Here is a 20,849-nt window from a genome sequence, read left to right on the forward strand (position 1 = left end):
TTTCCGGTGCATTCCTCGGGAAAATGCACCAGATTGCTGTCTATACAGGAAGGGTGGCGGGACGGGCTTCACCTTTGCAAACCTCATGCCACAGTCATGTCGATGCCGCTGGGGGACAATCGACGCTTCCCCCTCTTCTTGCCCATCCCGCCCTTCGCACCGCTGCCTGTGTCCTCGCTCGCTCCCCTCCCCCTCGACGCCCCCGGCAGCAGCAGCGCCCCCGCCGACATCCTTCACGAAGTCTTCGGCTACTCGCAGTTCCGCGGGCCGCAGCAGGACATCGTCGACCACGTGGTGGGCGGCGGCGACGCGCTGGTGCTGATGCCCACCGGCGGCGGCAAGTCGCTGTGCTACCAGATCCCGGCCATTGCGCGGCAGCGCGCGGGGCGCGGCGTCTCGGTGGTGGTGTCGCCGCTGATCGCGCTGATGCACGACCAGGTCGGCGCGCTGCACGAGGCCGGCGTGAACGCGGCCTTTCTCAATTCCACGCTCGATTGGGAAGAGACGCAGGACGTGGAACGCCGGATGCTGCGCGGCGAGATCACGCTGCTGTACGCGGCGCCCGAGCGCGTGAACACGCCGCGCTTTCTGTCGCAGCTCGATTCGCTGAAGGAGCGCGGCAAGCTCTCGCTGTTCGCGATCGACGAGGCGCATTGCGTGAGCCAGTGGGGCCACGACTTCCGTCCCGAGTACCGCGCACTCACGGTGCTGCACGAGCGCTATCCGGGCGTGCCGCGCATTGCGCTCACGGCCACCGCCGACGCGCTCACGCGCGCCGACATCGTCGAGCGGCTGCAGCTCGAGGAGGCGCGCCAGTTCGTCTCCAGCTTCGACCGGCCGAACATCCGCTACACCATCGTCGAGAAGAAAGACGCGACCACGCAGCTGCTGCGCTTCATCGAGCGCGAGCACGAAGGCGACGCGGGCGTGGTCTATTGCCAGTCGCGCAAGCGCGTGGAAGACGTGGCGGTGATGCTGCAGGGTGCGGGCATCAATGCGCTGCCCTACCACGCCGGCCTGGATGCGGCGGTGCGCCAGAGGCACCAGGACCGCTTCCTGCGCGAGGAAGGCATCGTGATGGTGGCGACCATCGCCTTCGGCATGGGCATCGACAAGCCCGACGTGCGTTTTGTCGGCCACCTCGACATGCCCAAGAACATCGAGGGCTACTACCAGGAAACCGGCCGCGCGGGCCGCGATGGCGCCCCGGCCGACGCCTGGATGACCTACGGCCTGCAGGACGTAGTGAACCAGCGCCGCATGATCGACGAGAGCCCTGCCGGCGAAGAGTTCAAGCAGGTGATGCGCGGCAAGCTCGACGCGCTGCTGTCGCTGGCCGAGGCGAGCGACTGCCGGCGCGTGCGCCTCCTGGGCTACTTCGGCGAGAAGAGCACGCCCTGCGGCAACTGCGACAACTGCCTGAACCCGCCGCAGGTGTGGGATGGGACCGACGCCGCGCGCAAGCTGCTCTCCACCATCTACCGCGTGCAGCAACTGAGCGGCATCAGCTTTGGCGCGGGCCACATCATGGACATCCTGCGCGGCAAGGAAACCGAGAAGGTGAAGCAGTTCGGGCACGAACGCATCAGCACCTTCGGGCTGGGCGCCGAGTTCAGCGAGGTGCAGCTGCGCGGCGTGCTGCGTCAGCTCATCGCCACGGGCGCGCTGGCCGTCGATGCGGAAGCCTTCAACACGCTGAAGCTCACCGAGGGATCGCGTGCGGTGCTCAAGGGCGAATCGAACGTGACGCTGCGCGAATCGGTCTCGTCGCCGGCGGAGCGCAAGCCCCGCCGCGAGAAGGTCGCCAAAGGCGCGCCGTCGCCGGCCGCTGCCAAGCTCGACGACACCGGCAAGAAGCGCTTCGAGGCGCTCAAGGCGTGGCGCGCGGAGGTGGCACGCGAGCACAACCTGCCGGCCTACGTGATCTTCCACGATGCCACGCTGGCGGCCATTGCCGAGCGCGCACCCGCGACGCTCGAAGACCTGCAGGGCATCAGCGGCATCGGCACCAAGAAGCTCGAGGCCTACGGCACCGAGGTGCTGCGGGTTTGCAGCGCCTTCTAGCTTTGCGACGCGCGCCGGCGGTCAGCCGGCCGGCAGCGTGATCGGCACCGGCCGCGTGAGCAGGTCGACGTAGAGCTCGAAGAAACGCGCGTTGTCGAACTTCTTCACCACCGTCATCTTCTGCAGCGCCGGGCCTGCGGGCTGCGAGCCGTAGCCGACGGAGCGGCCGTTGTCGGCGGCGCCGGGCTTGGCGACCACGTCGACATAGCGCTCCACCGTTTGCGTGGCATAGCTCGGATCGATGAGGTAGGCGAGCGTGAGCGTGTCCCAGATGTTCTGCGTGTAGGCCGGGTTGTTCTCGAAGCCGTTGGTGCCGCTGAAGCCGTAGCCATTGAGCTGCCTGAACACCTCGGTCACAGCGGTCGGCCTGGCCGGATGCGCGATGCGGTCGTAGATGGGCTTGGTCAGGAACACGGTGTCGGTCACGTCGAGCGGCACCACCACCTGCGGGATCGGCAGGCGCACCACGAACTGCGCGGCGTCGGGGTCGAACCACCAGTTGAACTCGGCAAACTTGGTGGTGTTGCCCGCCACGTCGATGGCGCCGCCCATGTAGATGATCTTCTTGATCAGCGGCACGATCTCGGGGTTCTGCTTGACCGCGAGCGCGATGTTGGTGAGCGGGCCGATGGCCAGGATGGTGATCTCGTTGGGGTTGGCCTTCACGGTGTCGACGATGAAGTCGACCGCGCTCCTGCCCTGCACTGGGGTATGCGTGGCAAAGCCGTCGGGCGAGGGCTTCAGGTCGGCATCGGTCTTGGGCTCGGGCGAGCTCCAGGCGCCCAGGTAGCCGTCGCCGCCGGAGCCGGCAGCCATCTCGGCCTCGATGGTCGCGTAGTCGTGATTGAACGCGTAGTTCGCGCCCGCATAGATGCCGATGCGATCGCCCACGCCCAGCCGCTCGACCGACTTCAGCGCATCGGCCACGCCCTGCTTGAGCCACTGGTTGCCCGACACCACGCTGATGCCCATGACCTGCACCTTGCCCGACGCCTGCAATTGCGCGGCCATCACGCCGAGCTGGCCGTCGTCGCTCATGGTGTTGTAGTCGCTGTCGATGATGATCTTCTGCGCCGGCGGCGGGGCCGCGCCGAAGCCCGGAGCCAGCCCGATGCCGCTGTTGCCGTCGCCACCGCCACCACCGCAGGCCGAGAGCACCGTGGCGAGCAATGCCGCCGCCATCCATTTGCGTCGCTGAATCCGAATCTTCATCCCGGCTCCTTCTCGAGTGGTGTTGTTGGCGATGTAGAACTAAATGCCAAACGTTTGCGCAAACGTTTGCTGTAACTCTAAAGCGCATGCCGCGGACATGGCGGAGGGCAAGGTTTCAAAGGGTAACGGCGATGCCGCCGAAGCGGCTCAGCCCGGCGAGGGCGCGGCTTCGAGCAGGCGCATTTCGCGCAGCGGGGTGCGGTGAAGCAGGTAGGGCTGCTCCTCGATCGCTTCGGATTTCTCCAGCCCCGGCAGGGTCTTGGCCGAAGCCGATGCAGGGCATGCGCCGCCGCCGCGCATGGCAAGCGCGGCCGCGAGCCGCGCCTCGGCCGGGTCGCCGAGCGCATGGTCGAAATCGTCGGCCACGGTGCAGTCGGGTACGAAGCCGTCGCCATAGTCGCCGAAGCCCTTGGCGTTGACGCCCTGGAACTGGATCGCGAAGTAGCTGGTGCCGCAGTTGTCCTGCGGCGAGAAGCCGTAGGGCTTGCCGCAGGTGGCGCCGCCCACGAGGTTGACCTTGACGTCGATGCCGCGCAGGCTGTTGACGACCGATTCGCTGGCCGAGCAGGTGTCGGGCCCGACCAGCACCGTCACCTGCGAAAGGCCGAGCCTCGGCAGCGTCGCGCCGGTGCGGCTGGTGCCGTAGAACGGAATGATCGACTGCGCCGGCGTCAGGTGGAACGGGTTCTTGTCGTTGAAGACGAGGCGCTCGAAAGCCTTGCCTGACGAAGCGGTGGACGAAGACACCATGGTGGCGAGCCGGCTCGCGATGTTGAGCTGCCCGCCGCCGTTGTAGCGCATGTCGAGCACCAGGTCCTGGATACCGTCCTGCCTGAACTGTTTGAAGGCATCGATGAGCTGCGACTCCGAGGTCGTGATGTGGTCGTTGAAAAGCAGATAGCCCACGCGGCCGCTGCCGGTGTCGATGCTCTTCACGTTCTGCACCGGCGTGCGCGTGACGCTCGCGGCCGCCAGCGTCAGGGTGCGCGTCGCGCTGCCTTCCTGCAGCTTGAAGACGTGCGATTCGCCGATCGTCGTCGGCGAGATGCCTCGGTTGATGACCGTGGTGTTGGTGCCGTTGATCACGTCGATGCCGTCCACCTCGAGCACCTTGGCGCCGCGCGCAATGCCGGCCGCTGCCGCGGGCGAGCCAGGTTCGATGAACGCAATGCGCAGGTCGCGCGGTCGCGAGTTGCGCACGAACGCGAACTCCATGCCGTAGCCCGGCGCCACGCCGTTCTGCGACAGCTGCCGATAGCGCTCGGTGTCGTAGACGTAGTGAAAACGGTCCTTCGCGCGGCCCGACGCGGTGACGGCCGGGCTCTTGAGCACGTTGAAATAAGCGACCGGCGTGGCGTAGTCGGCGGCTTTGAGGGTGGTCGGCACCTCGCCGTACCAGAGATAGGTTTCGTCGATCCAGCCGCGCACCCAGCGCTTCTCGTCGGTCAGCGTGCCGGGCTTGTCGGGGTAGGCCAGCCCGGTTTCGGGGTTGAGGCCGCCGCGCGGCGCGGCGCACAGGCCCGCCACGGTGGACGAGGCAAGAATGGCGTCGTCGTCGCCGCCGCTGGGCGGCGGTGCGATGGCCGCCGGGGGCGCAATGATCGGGAACGCGCCGCCGCCGCCTCCTCCTCCGCCGCCCCCGCCCCCGCAGCCCTCGAGTGCGAAGGCCGCGCAGGCGAGCACGAATGCGGCCGCGGCCGATACGGTGGGGCGCGGCATCTCCCGCGTGCCCGCATTGCCTGAGTTCATCGAACCCCTCCTCGCGTCCGTTGCGACGGACGGTGTTTTCTTGTTTGCCGTGTGCCGGCGGACTTTTGTGGCTCTCTATACCTACTGCACGAAACCCATGCCGCGCGACTCGCGCACCTCGGGCTTGATGCGGTGCTCGGCCTCGAGCTGGTCGAGAAATTCGGCGGCCGAGAACTCGACTGCGAGAATGTCCGTCTGCCGCTTCACGGCCGCGAAATCACCCGGGCACAGCTGGCGCAATTGCGCGAGGCGGGCCTTGATCTCCCCGGTGAGCAATGCATCATCGCCGGCCAGTGCCTCGGTCACGAACATGCGCTCGCGCTGCGCGGCGGTGAGCGGCATGAACTTGATCTTGAAAGTGAAGCGCCGCAGCGCCGCCTGGTCGAGCCGGTCGAGCAGGTTGGTGGTGCAGATGAAGACGCCGTTGAAGCGCTCCATGCCTTGCAGCATCTCGTTGACCTCGGTCACTTCGTAGGTGCGCTGGGCGCCGCGCCGGTCCTGCAGGAAGCTGTCGGCCTCGTCGAGCAGCAGCACGGCTTTTTCGGCCTCCGCCTCCTTGAACATGGCGGCCATGTTCTGCTCGGTTTCGCCGACGTACTTGCTCATGAGATCGCTGGCCTGCTTGATGATCAGCGGCCGGCCGATGGCCTTGGCAATGTGCTCGGCCAGCGCGGTCTTGCCGGTGCCGGGCGCGCCGTAGAAACACAGCGTGCCGTGGCCGCGCGCCTTGAGCGCCGCCACGACGCGCGGGATCTCGAAGCGGGTCTCGACATTGAGCATGCCGAGGTCGTAGGTGGTCACGTTGCGGCGCTCGCCCAGGCCGGTGTCGAGCGTGCCCAGCGCGAGGTCGGCGTTCTTGAGCTGCCGCTCGATCAGCGCCTCCATCGACGCACCATCGGTTTGCGCCAGCCCCGCAAAGCGCACCGCGGTGCGGATCTGCGCGGGCGTGAGGCCCTTGCGCTCGGCCAGCTTGGCGGTGAAGGCTTCCGACACCACGATGCCCTCGAGCGTTTTCTTCACCAGCTGCTCGCGCGCGCCGGGGGGCGGCGACTTGAGTTCGAGGTGATAGGCAAAACGGCGCCGGAACGCCGGGTCGATCTGCTCGATGCGGTTGGTCACCCACAGCGTGGGCACCGGGTTCGCTTCGAGGATCTGGTTGACCCAGGCCTTGCCGCTCACGCTGCCGCTGGTGGGCGCCGGAGTCTGCTCGGCGCGCGCCATGAACTGCGCGGCCTCGGTGCTGATGGGCGGGAACACGTCCTCGACCTCGTCGAACAACAGCGCGGCCTGCGCGCTGCCCTTGAGGAACACCTGCGCGATCTGCAGCGAGCGGTAGCGGTCGCGGCCGCTCAGCGAGTTGCCGTCGCGGTCGGCGTACTCGACCTCGAACAGCTCGAGCCCGGCCGCTTGCGCCACCACCTTGGCGAGTTCGGTCTTGCCTGTGCCGGGCGGCCCGTAGAGCAGCACGTTGACGCCGGGCTCCTTGCGCGCCACCGCCGCGCGCAGCAGCGTGACGAGCATCTGCGCGTCTTCCTCGACAAAGGAAAAGTCGTGCGCGGTAAGTGCGCTCTTGGCCGAGGGCCGCGTGAACACGGCCATCAGTTCGTTGTGGTCGCGGTATTCGCGCATCAGCACCGGCGGCAGCTTTTCGCTGACCTTCATCAGGTCGGCCAGGTCGGTGATGTTGTGCTCGGAGATCAGGTTCTCGACCAGTCCGATGCGCTCCAGGCGCGAGCCCGCGCGCAGCGCCTCCCCCACCTCGCTCGCGTTGACGCCCGCAATGTCGGCAATGGCCGCGTAGGCCTCGGGCGCATTGTTGACCTTGAACTCGACCAGCAGCGAACGCAGGTCGCGCTGGTAGCGCGCGAGCGTGCCGTAGAGCAGCAGCGCGCGCTCGGCCTTGTTGAGCTGCAGCAGGCCTGCGAGCGCATCGATGTTCTTCTCGACCAGCGTCGACTGCTTGCGCAGCGCGTGGGTGAGCCAGTCGCGCGTGACGGCCAGCACCGAGAGCAGGTCCTTGGGCTGGTCCTTGGCGTATTCGTCCAGGTAGAAAAAGAGCGTGCCTTCCTCGTACGGGCCGCGCCAGACGCCGTGGCGCTCCAGCAGCGTGCGGCCGTCGAAATTCTCGACGCCCTTCCAGGCCTCGTTGCCCGCGCAGCGGCGGCCGAGGAATTCGCGCAACCGCTGCAGCACTGCGGCCGGCCACACCAGGTGGCGGCCGGTCAGCGAGAGCAGGCCGTTGATGTCGCGGCGCACGTTGAAGCGCGGCCCCTGCTTGGCGGCAAGCGTGAGCACGAAGTGCGAGCACATCAGCTCGAGCACCGGCGCGCCCTTGAGCCCGGGCGACGGCAATGCCTGCCCGCGCACCGCAGCAGCCACGACATCGACACCCGCACGCTTGACCATCAGACAGCCTCCAGACGAGGAATTTCCTGGGGCGACCATAACGCAGACTTTTCTCTTCGGGAAGACACTGGAACGGTAAAAACCCTGATGATGCGATTCCAGCCACAATGCCCGCCATGGTCGGAATCGAAGAAATCCGGCGCGCCGCGGCGCGCCTGCAGGGTCAGGTGCTCAATACGCCCTGTGTCGAATCGCGCACGCTCTCGGAGATCGTGGGCGCGCAGGTGTTCCTGAAGTTCGAGAACCTGCAGTTCACCTCCTCGTTCAAGGAACGCGGGGCGTGTAACAAGCTGGTCGATCTCTCGGAGAACGGGCCGCGCGGCGACGGCCAGGAAACCACGCGGGGCGTGGTGGCCATGTCGGCCGGCAACCATGCCCAGGGTGTGGCCTATCACGCGCAGCGGCTCGGCCTGCGCGCGCTCATCGTGATGCCGCGGTTCACGCCCGGCGTCAAGATCGAGCGCACGCGCGGCTTCGGCGCCGAGGTGGTGCTCCACGGCGACACGCTCGACGCCGCACGCGCGCATGCGCTGGAACTGGCCGAACGCGAAGGGCTGACCTTCGTCCACCCCTACGACGACGAGGCCATCATCGCGGGCCAGGGCACGGTGGCGCTCGAAATGCTCGACGCGGTGCCCGACCTCGACACCCTGGTGGTGTCGGTCGGCGGCGGCGGGCTGATTGCCGGCATGGCCATTGCGGCGCGCGACCGCAAACCCGGCATCGAGATCGTCGGCGTGCAGACCACGCGCTTTCCGGGCATGGTCAATGCGGTCAAGGGCACCCAGCACCTGCAGGGCAAGAGCACCATCGCCGAAGGCATCGCGGTCGGCACGCCGGGCGTGCTGACGCGGGAAATCATCGCCACCCACGTCGACGACCTGCTGCTGGTCGACGAAGGCGACATCGAGCAGGGCGTGCTGATGCTGCTCGAAATCGAGAAAACCCTGGTCGAAGGCGCGGGCGCGGCCGGCCTGGCGGCGCTGATCCGGTATCCGGAGCGCTTCAAGGGAAAGCGCGTGGGGCTGGTGCTTTCGGGTGGCAACATCGACCCGCTGCTGCTCGCGGCCATCATCGAACGCGGCATGGTGCGGGCCGGCCGGCTGGCCCGCGTGCGGGTCAGCGCGCGAGATGTACCGGGCTCATTGGCCCAGATCACGGCCACCGTAGCGGAAGCGGGCGCTAACGTCGATGAGGTTCACCATCAACGTGCATTCACCATGCTGGCAGCGCAGAACGTCGACATCGAGCTGGTGCTGCAGACCCGCGGGCGGGCCCACCTGGCCAGCGTGCTGGGCGCGCTGCACGAGGCCGGCTTCGAGGCCGAAGAACAGCACTGACAGGGGGCTCGCAACCCCCTAGACCGAGCCGGCGGGCCCCGCCCGTAAAATGCCCCCAGTTTTTTGTATTTGCGTATTCGAGGTAATTTCAATGTCCAACCCCACTCCCGTCGAGCCCCACCACGCCGCCGCCGTTGAACACGACGCCGTCGAATCGGTCGTGCACCTGATGCCGCTCGTCCTGCCGCTGGCCGGCGGCGTGCTGATGCTGCTGCTCGCATCCATCGCTGTCTATTTGGCCTGACAGCCATTTGCGTCTTCGTCCGCGGGTTTTGCGGCCCGCGTTGACGCAGTCTCCCTAAGAGAAACGTTTTCTCAAACGGACCTCCGCGCCATGCCGGCGCGGCGCCCCGTTCGGAAAGACGATTTTTCAACTTAGGAGATTTCCGATGAACGCACCCACGATGCAGGGCCTCGCCATTCAGGCACCCTCATTCGTCAAGAACGCAAAGCTGATTGCCTGGGTGGCCGAAATGGCCGCGCTTTGCAAACCCGAGGCCATTCATTGGTGCGACGGAAGCAAGGAAGAGTACGACCGCCTGTGCCAGAAACTGGTCGACGCGGGCACCTTCAAGAAGCTCAACCCCGCCAAGCGCCCCAACTCCTTCCTCGCGTTGTCCGACCCGAGCGACGTCGCGCGCGTCGAAGACCGCACCTTCATCTGCTCCGAGAAGAAGGAAAACGCCGGCCCCACCAACAACTGGTTGGCCCCGGCCGAGATGCGCGCCACGCTGCAGCCGCTGTTCGACGGCTGCATGAAGGGCCGCACGATGTACGTGGTGCCGTTCAGCATGGGCCCGCTCGGCTCGCCCATCGCGCACATCGGCATCGAGCTTTCCGACAGCCCTTACGTCGCGGTCAACATGAAGATCATGACCCGCATGGGCAAGGCCGTGTACGAGGTGCTCGGCACCGACGGCGAGTTCGTGCCCTGCGTGCACACCGTGGGCGCGCCGCTCGAAGCCGGCCAGAAGGACGTGGCCTGGCCCTGCAACAAGACGAAGTACATCGTCCACTACCCCGAGACGCGCGAGATCTGGAGCTACGGCTCGGGCTACGGCGGCAACGCGCTCCTGGGCAAGAAGTGCTTCGCGCTGCGCATCGCCTCCACCATGGGCCGCGACGAGGGCTGGCTGGCCGAGCACATGCTGATCCTGGGCGTGACCTCGCCCGAAGGCAAGAAGTACCACGTGGCCGCCGCCTTCCCCTCGGCCTGCGGCAAGACCAACTTCTCGATGCTGGTGCCGCCGGCCGGCTTCGACGGCTGGAAGGTCACGACCATCGGCGACGACATCGCCTGGATCAAGCCCGGCAATGATGGCCGCATGTACGCCATCAACCCCGAAGCCGGCTACTTCGGCGTGGCCCCCGGTACCAACCTCAAGACCAACCCCAACTGCCTCAAGAGCCTGGACCGCGACGTGATCTTCACCAACGTGGGACTCACCGACGACGGCGACGTGTGGTGGGAAGGCCTCGAGGACGACACGCCCGGCAAGAAGCTGCCCGAGCACCTGATCGACTGGCAGGGCAAGGACTGGACCCCCGCCATCGCCAAGGAAACCGGCGCCAAGGCCGCGCACCCCAACTCGCGCTTCACCGTCGCTGCCACCAACAACCCGGCGCTGGACCCGGCCTGGGACGACCCGGCCGGCGTGCCGATCGACGCCTTCATCTTCGGCGGGCGCCGCTCGACGACGGTGCCGCTGGTCACCGAAGGCCGCAACTGGACCGAGGGCGTCTACATGGCCGCCACGATGGGATCGGAAACCACCGCCGCCATCGTCGGCCAGGTGGGCGTGGTGCGCCGCGATCCGTTCGCCATGCTGGCCTTCATGGGCTACAACATGAGCGACTACTTCCAGCACTGGCTCGACCTGGGCAAGAAGCTCGAAGCCTCGGGCGCCAAGCAGCCGAAGATCTACACCACCAACTGGTTCCGCAAGGGTCCGGACGGCAAGTTCGTCTGGCCCGGCTACGGCGAGAACATGCGCGTGCTCAAGTGGATCATCGACCGCATCGAAGGCAAGGCCCAGGGCGTGGACCATGTCTTCGGCGTGAGCCCGCGCTACGAGGACCTCAACTGGACCGGCCTGGACTTCAGCGCCGAGCAGTTCGCCACCGTCACCAGCATCGACAAGGCCGCCTGGCAGGCCGAGCTGAAGCTGCATGCCGAGCTGTTCCAGCAGCTGGCGCACCACCTGCCGAAGGAACTGCCGGAAACCAAGGCCGCCATCGAACAGCGCCTGGCGGCCTGACGCCATCCACTTGTGCGGCCCCGGCCGCACCAATGAAAAAAGCCGCCCAAGGGCGGCTTTTTCATGACTCGGCTGGCGGATCGATCAGTCGATCAGTAGTAGCGCGAGCTGTTCATGCGGCGCATGGCTTCGTACAGCGTGGGCATGCGCGCTTCGCTGGAACGTGCGGCCACGCGGGCCAGCGCGTCCACCTTCGCAGCCGTCGCGGTCGAAACCTTGCCTTCGGACTGCTGGCGCCAGGTGGCGGCTTGCAGTTCCTGCATCACGCGCGGGTCGTTCTTCGCGGTTTCCAGGAAGCGGGCGTCGGCGCGGGCCGATGCACGGCGCTGGGCGGCTGCGTTCCAGGCGCCGGCCACGCCGGCGAAAACGTTGCGCAGCGAGCCGGCAAACAACGCGGCGATGCCGAAAGCGGCGCCGCAGAGCACGGCCCAGGCGGCGAGCAGCGCGCCTTCGTCCCAGTTGGAAACGAGCGTGTCGGCCACCACCAGCACCGCGGAAACCACGGCGACGATCAGCAGGACAATCAGCGGACGCGAGCCTTTCGCGCCGGCGCGGGCGGCCTGGATCTGGCCGAACAGCACCTCGGCGCGCTGGACGCCAGGGTGCACAGTGGGTTGGTCTACGTGGACAAAGCTGGTCATGATGAATCCCTCCAGGGATGAATGGCTGGGTGCCGATGTAGTGATATTAGGGTTTGCCCTAGTGTTTTGCCACTTTATCTTTCTGATGTTTATCATTCACATCACTGATGGATGTCAATTTCCGCACCTTCGACCTCAACCTGCTGCGCGTCTTCGATGAAGTGATGGCGGAGCGCAACCTCACGCGCGCCGCGCGCAACCTGTCGATCACCCAGCCGGCGGTGAGCAACGCGCTGCGCCGCCTGCGCGAAGTGCTCGGCGACGAGCTGGTGAGCCGGTCGGGCGCGGGCGTGGAGCCCACGCCGCGCGCGCTGGCGCTCTGGCCCACCGTACGGGATGCCTTGCGGCAGCTGCAGCACACGCTCGCGCCGGGCGAGTTCGATGCGTCCACGGCCGACACCACCTTCCTGCTGGCCATGGCCGATGCCACGGCCGCCGAGCTCATCCCGGGGCTGGTGCAAATCGTGGAGAAGGAAGCGCCCGCTATCTCGCTGCGCGTTCTGCCGCTGACGACACGGGATCCGCGGCGGATGCTGGAGCAGGAAGAAGTCGACATGGCGATCGGCTACTTTCCGGCCGTGATCGCCAGCCTTGCGGCGCGGGGGCAATCGGGCGTGGGGGTGGCGTTCGAGACGCAGCGGCTCTATCTGGGCCAGTATGTCTGCGTGATGCGGCGCGGACACCCGCTCGCGGATGCGCCGCTCACGCTGGACGACTACTGCGCCGCCCGGCACCTGCTCGTGAGTTTTTCGGGGCGCCCATACGGCTTCATCGACCAGACGCTGGGCGCCATGGGTCGCGAGCGGCGCATCGTGGTGACCGTGAACCAGTTCTTCACGGCCGGCCGGGTGGTCGCGAATTCAGACCTGCTGACGGTGCTGCCGCGCCATTTCGTCACCGTGACCGGCATCGACGACCAGCTGGTACTGCGCGACCTGCCCTTCGACCAGCCGATGGTGCACGTCGACGCCATCTGGCATCGCCGTGCGCAGCACGGGCACGCGCACGAGTGGCTGCGAACGGCGCTGCTGCGCTCGGCCGCGGCGGCATTCGCGGATTCGGTCCTCGGGCAGAAGGTGCCCGGCTGACCTGGGCTTTTTAGCGAACGACCGAGAGCCAGGCCGATGCCGCGACGCGCAGTTCCTGCGCGTGGTGGGCATCGAGGCCGGCGCGGACGTCGGCGGTTTCCATCAGCGTCGCGGCATGGCTGGCCGGGATGCTGTCATTGGAAGAACGGAAGAAACGGGCCACTTGGGCAATGAGGCTGAACATGACAGTGCGCTGCTTTTGGCTGCGCTGGAGTGGTTGATGTCCTAAGAATAGGGGTTATCCCTAATATTGAAAGCCCCACTTCATGCGCTTTATGCATGGACTGATTCCCCTAGACTGACCCAGATGAAGCTGCAACTGCTCTCCGACCTGCATCTGGAGTCCCATCCCCGCTTCCAGGCCGAGCCCGCGCCCGGGGCCGACATGCTGGTGCTGGCAGGAGATATCGGCTCCTACCAGCAGGGCTCCCGCCTGACCGACCCCGATTTCGGGCTGGGCCGCTTCTCGCCCCGCAACGGCTGGCCCGTGCCGGTGATGTATGTGCCGGGCAATCACGAATACGACAACGCCGATTTCGACCAGACCCACGACCGCCTGCGTGTGCTCTGCAAGGAGCTCGACATCCTCTGGCTGGAGCGGGAAACAACGGTCATCGAGGGCATCCGCTTCATCGGCACCACCCTCTGGGCCGACTTCGACGCGCTGGTGACGCCCACCGACGGCCTGGCGGACGCGCTCAAGAAACGCGGCAAGGCCATGCGGGCGGCCGATTTCTACCTGGAAAAGGCCGCCACCGTGCGCCATGGCCAGCCCTTCATGGCCGGCGCGATGCGGGAGCAGGGGCTGGCATGCCAGGCCTGGCTCGAAGCGGCGCTGGCCGAGCCGTTCGGCGGCACCACGGTGGCGATCACGCATTTCGCGCCCAGCCTGGCCAGCGCCGATCCGCGCTACGGCCTCACGCCGGGCACGGCGGGTTTCTGCAATTCGCTCGATGCGCTGCTGCCCCGCGCCCGGCTGTGGCTGCATGGCCACCTGCACTGCCCCTTCGACTACGTGAAGGACGGCTGCCGCGTGGTGGCCAACCCGCTCGGCTACAAAGGCAAGGGCGAACAGGAAGGCTTTCGCCCGAATTTGCTGATCGAAGTGTCCTGACGCCGGGCTACAGCAGTTCTTCGCCCACGATGGGGAGCAGCAGCCAGTTCTTGAAGCGCAGCCAGAGAAACTCGCCGGGCTCGTCCTCGTGGACGATATCGCCGCCCGCGTCGTCGTATTCCAGCCATTGCACGCGGCGGCCGCCGGGCGCGAGCCGCAGGCGGTAACCCAGGCTCACGCGCTCTCCGCCCAAGAGCTTTTCGTAGTCGGCCACCAGTTCCGGGCTGTCGATCACGAGGCCCATCTCGGTGTTGACCGCGGCGGAGCGACGGTCAAGGTTCATCGAGCCGATGAAGAACCGCTCGTCGTCGATCACCGCGATCTTGGCGTGCAGGCGGCTGATCGACTGGCCGAAGTTGCCGAAGCGCCCCGAGCGCCCGGTGAGCATCGGCGCGATCTCGTAGATGGTGACGCCGATCTTCAGCATGTCGGCGCGATAGCGTTCGTAGCCCGCATAGGCCAGCGGCTCGTCGGTGGCGCCGAGCGAATTGGTCACCACGGTGATCCGCCCGCCGCGATCGATCGCCGCCTTCATCATGGCCATGCCTGGCGGGCCGGGAATGAAGTACGGCGAGGCGATCTTGACCTCGCGCTTGCCCGAATTGATGACGCCCAGCGCACCCTCGTTCACGCTGCCCGCATAGGCCGCCCCGGGCGCGCGCGTGATCTTCGCGGGGTCGTCCACGAAAAGCGTGAACGGCGCCCAGCGCAGCTCGACCTTGCCGGTGGTGAGCTGCTCGCCCACCGGCGACCTGTCCATCACGTCGCGCTGGCGAATCGGCACGTCGGGCTGCGCCGTGCTGGCGATGGTGTCGAAGCGCTTCTGCGCCTCGTCCACCGTCATGCGCAGCGGCGCGATGCGCTCGATGGGCCAGGCATGCTCGCTGTTCCAGTAGCGGTCGAAGCCTTCGGACATCTGGCGCACCACCGGCCCGCTGGAAAGCACGTCCATGTCGATGAAGTTCGCGGCCGTGCCGCGCATGAAGTATTCGTTGGCGATGTTGCGGCCGCCCGAGACGGCAAAGCTGTTGTCGGCCACCAGCAGCTTGTTGTGCATGCGATGGTTGATGCGGCCGAAATCGGCGGCCGAGAACAGGAGCCGCAGCGCGAACGAGCCGACCCGCGAGGGCAGCGGGTTGAACAGGCGCACCTCGACATTCGGAAACGCCGAGAACGCGGCGAACACCTCGTCCTCTCCTGCCGTGTAGAGGTCGTCCACCAAGAGGCGCACCCGCACGCCCCGCGCCGCCGCGTCGCGCAGTTCGCGCAGCAACAGCAGCCCGACGTCGTCGTTCTGGATCAGGTAGTACTGAACGTCGAGCGACTTCTCGGCATGCCGGGCGAGCGAGATGCGGGCGTCGAAGGCGAAGGCCGCTTCCGGCAGCAGCCGGAAGCCCGACAGCGACGCGGCTCCATGGGGCGCCGCCCCCAGCCGCGCCAGCTGGCCCAGCGCGGTGTCGGCCACGTCGGTCATGGCCGTGGCCGGCGCGTGCGGTTGCGGCGGCGGCAGGCTCGCACAGCCCGCCAGCCACGCCGAAGCCACGGCGGCCCACACCAGGGCCGCGAGCCTGCGGATCAGGGGAGAAGCTGCCATGGGCCGCACTGTAGCCCGAGACAGGCGCGAGTGGAGCCCTATGATCGCGCTCACAAAAAAAGGAAAGAACACGCGTGCTCAACGGCTTGTGGCTGGGTTTCTTCGGAATGGCGATGCTGGCCGCGCTCGGGCGTTGGCTCGTGGGCGGCGACCCGGCCGTTTTTGCGGCCATCGTCGAAAGCCTCTTTGCCATGGCGCGGCTCGCGGTCGAGGTGATGGTGCTGCTGTTCGGCACGCTCACGCTGTGGCTCGGCTTCCTGCGCATCGCCGAGGCGGCGGGGCTGGTCGGCTGGCTTGCCCGGCTGCTGGGCCCGCTCTTCAGTCGGCTCATGCCGGGCGTGCCGGCGGGCCATCCGGCGCTGGGCCTCATCACGATGAACTTTGCGGCCAACGCGCTCGGGCTCGACAACGCGGCCACGCCCATCGGCCTCAAGGCCATGCGCGAGCTGCAGCGGCTGAACCCCGACCCGGTCACGGCCACCAACGCACAGATCCTGTTTCTGGTGCTTAACGCCTCGTCGCTCACGCTGCTGCCCGTCACGATCTTCATGTACCGCGCGCAGCAGGGCGCAAGCGATCCGACGATGGTATTCCTGCCGATCCTGCTGGCCACCAGTGCATCGACGCTGGTGGGCCTGCTCTCGGTGGCCGTGGCGCAGCGCCTGCGGCTGTGGGACCCGGTGGTGCTGGCCTACCTGGTGCCGGGCGCGCTGCTGCTCGGCGGCTTCATGGCGCTGCTGGGCACGCTGTCTGCCGCAGCCATCGCCTCGCTCTCCTCGCTGATGGGCAACCTCGCGCTGTTCGGCGTGATCATCGTGTTCCTGCTGGCCGGCGCGATCCGGCGCATCAAGGTCTACGAATGTTTCATCGAGGGCGCGAAGGAAGGCTTCGACATCGCGAAGAACCTGCTGCCCTACCTGGTGGCGATGCTGTGCGCGGTCGGCGTGCTGCGTGCCTCGGGCGCGCTCGACTTCGTGCTCGGGGGGCTGCGCTGGCTGGTGGACATGGGCGGCTGGGATTCACGCTTTGTCGACGCGCTTCCCACCGCGTTGGTCAAGCCCTTCTCGGGCAGCGCGGCACGCGCGATGCTGATCGAGACCATGAAGACCCAGGGCGTGGACAGCTTCCCCGCGCTGGTGGCCGCCACCATCCAGGGCAGCACCGAAACCACCTTCTACGTGCTGGCCGTGTACTTCGGCGCCGTCGGCATCCAGCGCGCGCGGCATGCGGTGTCGTGCGCGCTGCTGGCCGAGCTGGCCGGCGTGGTTGCCGCGATTGCAGTCTGCTACTGGTTCTTCGGCTGACGCCGCGGAACCTGTCGCGCAGCCGGGGCCGCCGGGGTGATGCGGCCCCGCCGAGCAGCCGACCGTGCGCTGAGCCAGAATAGTCCTCTGCCTTTCAACGTTCAGCCTTCCTCGTGACCACCTCCCGCCGGGCCAAGCCCCCTACCTTTTCGCCCGAAGAATTCCGCGAGGCGCTCGGCATGTTCGCCACTGGCGTGACCATCGTCACCGCACGTTCAGCCGAGGGCGCATTGGTCGGCCTCACGGCCAATTCGTTCAATTCGGTGTCGCTCGCGCCCCCGCTGGTGCTGTGGAGCCTGGCGCGCGCCGCGGCTTCGATGGCCGCGCTCAGCACCGGCTCGCACTACGCCATCAACATCCTCGCCGCCAACCAGAAGCAGTTGGCGGAGCGCTTCGCCACCAAGAACATCGACCGCTGGGCCGACGTGGCCTTTACCGAAGGTCTGGGCGGTGCCCCGGTGCTGGCGGGCGCGGCGGCGAGTTTCGAGTGCTTCAACCGCAGCCGCTATGACGAAGGCGACCATGTGATCTTCGTCGGCGAAGTCGAGCGCTGCACCCACAACGCCGGCGCCTCGCCGCTGCTGTTCCACGGCGGACGTTTCTACACGGAACATCCCTTGTGAGCCGCTGGGCTGCACTCATGCCCGTCCTGCTGCTGGCTGCACAGGCTGCGGTGGCTCAGGAGGCGGCGGCGCCGCTCAAGCAGAACTGGTTCGATGATCCCTTCTTCCGGGTCTCCGCCGGCCTGCCCGCCTGCACCATGCCCGAAGGCCCGTTCTATACCGCTGACGAAAGGCGCGCCCAGACCCATTCGCGGCTGGAGCGCGGCACCAGCTGCTGGCTCGCGGGAAAGTGCACCGACAGCAACGCCTACCGCTACGACAAGCCGCTCGCGCCCAAGGTGCGCGCCGCGCTGCTGGCCGTGCCGGGCGTGCAGAAGAGCAGCGTGTGGGTGGTCATCCAGCGCCGCTGGGTCTACCTGCAAGGCTGTGTGCCGTCGGCCGCACTGGCCCGCAAACTCGAGCGCGCCGCACGCGCGGTGCCCGATGTCGAAACCGTGGTGCCCGACCTGATGGTGGGCACGCGCGGCAAGCCGACCTATCCCGTGGCCGGCCGATGAACGCAAAAACAGCAGCACAGGCAACGACGACAACGAGCCGAATGATCCAACGCAAGACCCACCTCGATTCCCTCGCCATCGGCCTTCTCATCGCATGCTGCGCGTTCTGGGGGCTGCAGCAGATCCTCATCAAGACGACAGTGGCGGAAGTGCCGCCGCTCTGGCAGGCAACGATCCGCATGGTCGGCGCCGTCGCGCTGCTGTGGCTCTGGTGCGTGTCGCGCGGCGTGCCGCTCTTCAAGCGCGACGGCACGCTGCCGGGCGGCCTGGTGGTGGGGCTGCTGTTCGCGGGCGAGTTCGCCTGCATCTACCTGGGCCTGCAGCACACCTCGGCCTCGCGGCTCACGGTGTTCCTGTACACCGCGCCGTTCTGGGTCTCGCTGCTGCTGCCGCGCTGGGTGCCCGCCGAACGCCTGCGCGGCCTGCAGTGGCTGGGCCTCACCATCGCCTTCGCGGCCGTGCTGTTCGCGTTCAGCGAGGGCTTCGGGCATTCGGGCTCGGGCCAGCTGATCGGCGATGCGATGGGGCTCGCTGGCGGCATGCTCTGGGGCCTGACCACGCTGGCGCTGCGCACCACGCGCCTGGCCACCGCCAGCGCCGAGAAATCCTTGTTCTACCAGGTGGGCGTGACCGCCGCCGTGTGCCCGGTGCTGTCGCTGGCGCTCGGGGAAAAATGGGGCTTCTCGTATTCGGCGTGGGCATGGACCTCGATCGGCCTGCAGACCGTGGTCGGCGCCTTCGCGAGCTATCTCACCTGGATGTGGCTGCTGCGGCACTATCCCGCCACGCAGATGTCGTCGTTCAGCTTCCTCACGCCGCTGTTCGCGCTGGTGTTCGGCGTGGTGCTGCTGGGCGAACCGCTCACGCTTCAGCTGATGCTGGCGCTGGCGGGCGTGGGGCTCGGCATTGTGATGGTCAACCGGCGGAGGGTGCGCCCATGAAAGACACGGACTTCCAGCCGGTGCTCGACGACATCGTCAGCGCCCTGCGGCCCATGCTGGGCAAGGCCGGCACGGTGGCCGGCTACATCCCCGCGCTGGCCTGCATCGACCCGCGCCAGCTCGGCATTGCGCTGCGCACCTGCGACGGCACCGAGGCTTTCGCCGGCGACGCCGAAACGCCATTCTCGATCCAGAGCGTGTCGAAGCTCTTCACGCTGACGCTGGCCATGCAGCGCATGGGCGACGCGCTGTGGGAGCGCATCGGCCGCGAGCCATCGGGCAATCCCTTCAACTCGCTGGTGCAGCTGGAGAACGAACACGGCAAGCCACGCAACCCGTTCATCAATGCGGGTGCCATCGCCGTGGCCGACCGCCTGGTGAGCCAGGCACTGCAGGCCGGCGGCAGCGCCAAGGCCGACATTCTTGCGTTGATGGGCAGCCTGTGCGGCGAGCCGATTTCGTTCGACGACGAGGTGGCGCGGTCCGAAGCCGCGACCGGTTTCCGCAACATCGCGCTCGCCAACTTCATGAAGAGCTTCGGCAAGATCGACAACGACGTGGCCATGGTGCTCGACACCTACTTTCACCAGTGCGCGCTGCGCATGAGCTGCCGCCAGCTCGCGCGCGCGGCGGCGTTCCTGTGCCGCGACGGCGCGCATCCGATCGACGGCGCGGCCGAGGTGACCGGCGAGCGGCAGACGCGCCGGATCAATGCGCTGATGCTCACCTGCGGAACCTACGATGCCGCGGGCGACGTGGCGTTCTCCATCGGCCTGCCCTGCAAGAGCGGCGTGGGCGGCGGCATCGTGGCCGTGGTGCCCGACCGGCTCACGCTGTGCGTCTGGTCGCCCGCGCTCGACGCCACGGGCAATTCGCTGCTCGGCATGAAGGCGCTGGAACTCTTCGTCGCGAGAACCGGGCTGTCGGTCTTCTGAGCGGCTGCCTGCTCGGGCATCGGCCTCAGGCTGGCACCGCCACGGACGCGGTGCGCAGGCACCCCAGGCCTTCGAGCGAAGCCTCCACCGCTTCGTCGAGCGGCGTGTGCGGCTCGCGGCCGAGGAAAGCGACGAGGCGCGCGTTGTCCATCCGCACGGGCGTCTTCCACAGGTAGCGCATTTCGCGCATCTCGCGAAAGGTGGTGACGAAGGGCGAGGCCAGGGTCAGCAGCCACCACGGAAACTTTGCCACGCGCGGCTCGGTGCCGGTGCGGCGCGCCACCACGCTGCGGATGGCACCGCTCATGCGCGTGCCGTCGGCGTCCCAATGGCCGGCCATGTGAAAGCACGCAAAGTCTTGCAGGCTTCCCCGGCGAGCCAGCAGTTCGACCATGGTGCGCGCCACGTCCGGCAGGTAGGACCACTGGTGGCCGATGCCGCTCCTGCCCGGATCGCTCACCGTGCCGACCGGCTTCCCCATCTTGACCAGCCCCTGCGAGAACCAGTTGTTGCCGGCCTTCGGACCGAAGAAGTCGCCGGCGCGCACGATCAGCACGCGGGCGCCGCGGCGGCTGGCGGCTTCGAGCCGCCTTTCCATCTCCGCGCGGATGGCGCCCTTGCGTGTCGCCGGGCGCTGCGGCGAGTCTTCGGCCAGCACCGGGAACGCATCCGGCCCGTAGTTGTAGAGCGTGCCGGGCAGCACGATGGTGGCGCCTTCGGCGGTGGCGGCCGCGATGGTGTTGTCGAGCATCGGCAGCACCAGCTCCGACCAGCGGCGGTAGCCCGGCGGGTTGACCGCATGCACGATGACCGAGCAGTCTTTCGCGGCCTCTGCCACGGCGTGCCTGTCCATTGCATCGCCGGAAATCCAGGTGATGCCGTCCTTCGGTGCCATCGGGTCGATCGCGCCGCGCTTCAGTGCGCGCACCTGCCATCCCGCGTCGCGAAGCTGCCGCGCCACCTCGCCGCCGATGCCGCCCGTGGCGCCAAGAACCAGAACCGTGTCGTTGCCGCGTGCCATGAAAACGCCCCAGAAGAGTTGTCGATGATGAATTCTGGAGCGCCTCTCGTTCCATTGGAATT

At 67.4% G+C, this 20,849-nt stretch carries 18 protein-coding genes; 11 read left to right on the top strand and 7 right to left on the bottom strand.

Annotated features, from left to right (window positions below):
* Positions 1–168 precede the first annotated feature (168 nt).
* On the top strand, positions 169–2,064 hold the full coding sequence (gene recQ, locus ACAM55_RS23695; protein WP_369656468.1) for a DNA helicase RecQ: 1,896 nt from the start codon (positions 169–171) through the stop codon (positions 2,062–2,064).
* Between the two features lie 21 nt (positions 2,065–2,085).
* Here recQ and ACAM55_RS23700 read toward each other — a convergent pair whose 3' ends face one another.
* The 3 genes from ACAM55_RS23700 to ACAM55_RS23710 all read right to left on the bottom strand — a co-directional run bounded on the left by ACAM55_RS23700 (position 2,086) and on the right by ACAM55_RS23710 (position 7,431).
* On the bottom strand, positions 2,086–3,276 hold the full coding sequence (locus tag ACAM55_RS23700) for a nucleoside hydrolase (RefSeq protein WP_369653864.1): 1,191 nt from the start codon (positions 3,274–3,276) through the stop codon (positions 2,086–2,088).
* 147 nt (positions 3,277–3,423) lie between these two features.
* Entirely contained in the window at positions 3,424–5,025 is a 1,602-nt protein-coding gene (locus tag ACAM55_RS23705) for a S41 family peptidase (protein ID WP_369653865.1), read from the bottom strand.
* Positions 5,026–5,106: 81 nt separating this feature from the next.
* Positions 5,107–7,431: an ATP-binding protein gene (locus ACAM55_RS23710; protein ID WP_369653866.1), complete on the bottom strand. Its 2,325-nt coding sequence runs from the start codon at positions 7,429–7,431 to the stop codon at positions 5,107–5,109.
* Positions 7,432–7,547: 116 nt separating this feature from the next.
* Here ACAM55_RS23710 and ACAM55_RS23715 point away from each other — a divergent pair, with 116 nt between their 5' ends.
* From ACAM55_RS23715 to ACAM55_RS23725, 3 genes are all read left to right on the top strand, one after another.
* Entirely contained in the window at positions 7,548–8,771 is a 1,224-nt protein-coding gene (locus ACAM55_RS23715; protein WP_369653867.1) for a threonine ammonia-lyase, read from the top strand.
* Positions 8,772–8,862: 91 nt separating this feature from the next.
* Positions 8,863–9,015: a hypothetical protein gene (locus ACAM55_RS23720; protein WP_369653868.1), complete on the top strand. Its 153-nt coding sequence runs from the start codon at positions 8,863–8,865 to the stop codon at positions 9,013–9,015.
* A 145-nt stretch (positions 9,016–9,160) separates the two neighbouring features.
* On the top strand, positions 9,161–11,029 hold the full coding sequence (locus tag ACAM55_RS23725; protein WP_369653869.1) for a phosphoenolpyruvate carboxykinase (GTP): 1,869 nt from the start codon (positions 9,161–9,163) through the stop codon (positions 11,027–11,029).
* 92 nt (positions 11,030–11,121) lie between these two features.
* On the opposite strand, the gene ACAM55_RS23730 is transcribed toward ACAM55_RS23725, so the two are convergent.
* A complete protein-coding gene (locus ACAM55_RS23730; RefSeq protein WP_369653870.1) occupies positions 11,122–11,670 on the bottom strand; it encodes a hypothetical protein in 549 nt (182 codons plus the stop codon).
* Between the two features lie 107 nt (positions 11,671–11,777).
* Between ACAM55_RS23730 and ACAM55_RS23735 the strand changes: the two genes are divergently transcribed.
* Positions 11,778–12,758 (top strand): LysR family transcriptional regulator, encoded by a 981-nt coding sequence (locus tag ACAM55_RS23735; RefSeq protein WP_369653871.1) that lies wholly within the window; start codon positions 11,778–11,780, stop codon positions 12,756–12,758.
* 10 nt (positions 12,759–12,768) lie between these two features.
* Here ACAM55_RS23735 and ACAM55_RS23740 read toward each other — a convergent pair whose 3' ends face one another.
* Complete coding sequence (locus tag ACAM55_RS23740; RefSeq protein WP_369653872.1) at positions 12,769–12,942, bottom strand: hypothetical protein; 174 nt, start codon at positions 12,940–12,942, stop codon at positions 12,769–12,771.
* 123 nt (positions 12,943–13,065) lie between these two features.
* Between ACAM55_RS23740 and ACAM55_RS23745 the strand changes: the two genes are divergently transcribed.
* Entirely contained in the window at positions 13,066–13,872 is an 807-nt protein-coding gene (locus ACAM55_RS23745) for a metallophosphoesterase (protein WP_369653873.1), read from the top strand.
* Positions 13,873–13,879: 7 nt separating this feature from the next.
* On the opposite strand, the gene ACAM55_RS23750 is transcribed toward ACAM55_RS23745, so the two are convergent.
* Positions 13,880–15,466: a phospholipase D family protein gene (locus ACAM55_RS23750; RefSeq protein WP_369653874.1), complete on the bottom strand. Its 1,587-nt coding sequence runs from the start codon at positions 15,464–15,466 to the stop codon at positions 13,880–13,882.
* A 74-nt stretch (positions 15,467–15,540) separates the two neighbouring features.
* Here ACAM55_RS23750 and ACAM55_RS23755 point away from each other — a divergent pair, with 74 nt between their 5' ends.
* The 5 genes from ACAM55_RS23755 (at position 15,541) to ACAM55_RS23775 (ending at position 19,766) form a co-directional block, all read left to right on the top strand.
* Entirely contained in the window at positions 15,541–16,770 is a 1,230-nt protein-coding gene (locus ACAM55_RS23755; protein ID WP_369653875.1) for a nucleoside recognition domain-containing protein, read from the top strand.
* A gap of 113 nt (positions 16,771–16,883) precedes the next feature.
* Complete coding sequence (locus tag ACAM55_RS23760) at positions 16,884–17,393, top strand: flavin reductase family protein (protein ID WP_369653876.1); 510 nt, start codon at positions 16,884–16,886, stop codon at positions 17,391–17,393.
* Between the two features lie 17 nt (positions 17,394–17,410).
* Positions 17,411–17,890, top strand: a complete 480-nt coding sequence (locus ACAM55_RS23765) for a BON domain-containing protein (protein ID WP_369653877.1) — start codon at positions 17,411–17,413, stop codon at positions 17,888–17,890.
* Positions 17,891–17,931: 41 nt separating this feature from the next.
* Positions 17,932–18,831: a DMT family transporter gene (locus ACAM55_RS23770; protein ID WP_369653878.1), complete on the top strand. Its 900-nt coding sequence runs from the start codon at positions 17,932–17,934 to the stop codon at positions 18,829–18,831.
* Entirely contained in the window at positions 18,828–19,766 is a 939-nt protein-coding gene (locus ACAM55_RS23775) for a glutaminase (protein WP_369653879.1), read from the top strand. Before ACAM55_RS23770 ends, ACAM55_RS23775 begins: the two co-directional genes overlap by 4 nt.
* Before the next feature lie 25 nt (positions 19,767–19,791).
* Here the strand turns inward: ACAM55_RS23775 and ACAM55_RS23780 are convergent, their stop codons facing one another.
* Positions 19,792–20,787, bottom strand: coding sequence for an SDR family oxidoreductase (locus ACAM55_RS23780; RefSeq protein WP_369653880.1), 996 nt, complete (start codon positions 20,785–20,787; stop codon positions 19,792–19,794).
* Positions 20,788–20,849 lie beyond the last annotated feature (62 nt).

The organism is Variovorax sp. V213, assembly GCF_041154455.1.
Taxonomy (GTDB): Bacteria; Pseudomonadota; Gammaproteobacteria; order Burkholderiales; family Burkholderiaceae_C; genus Variovorax.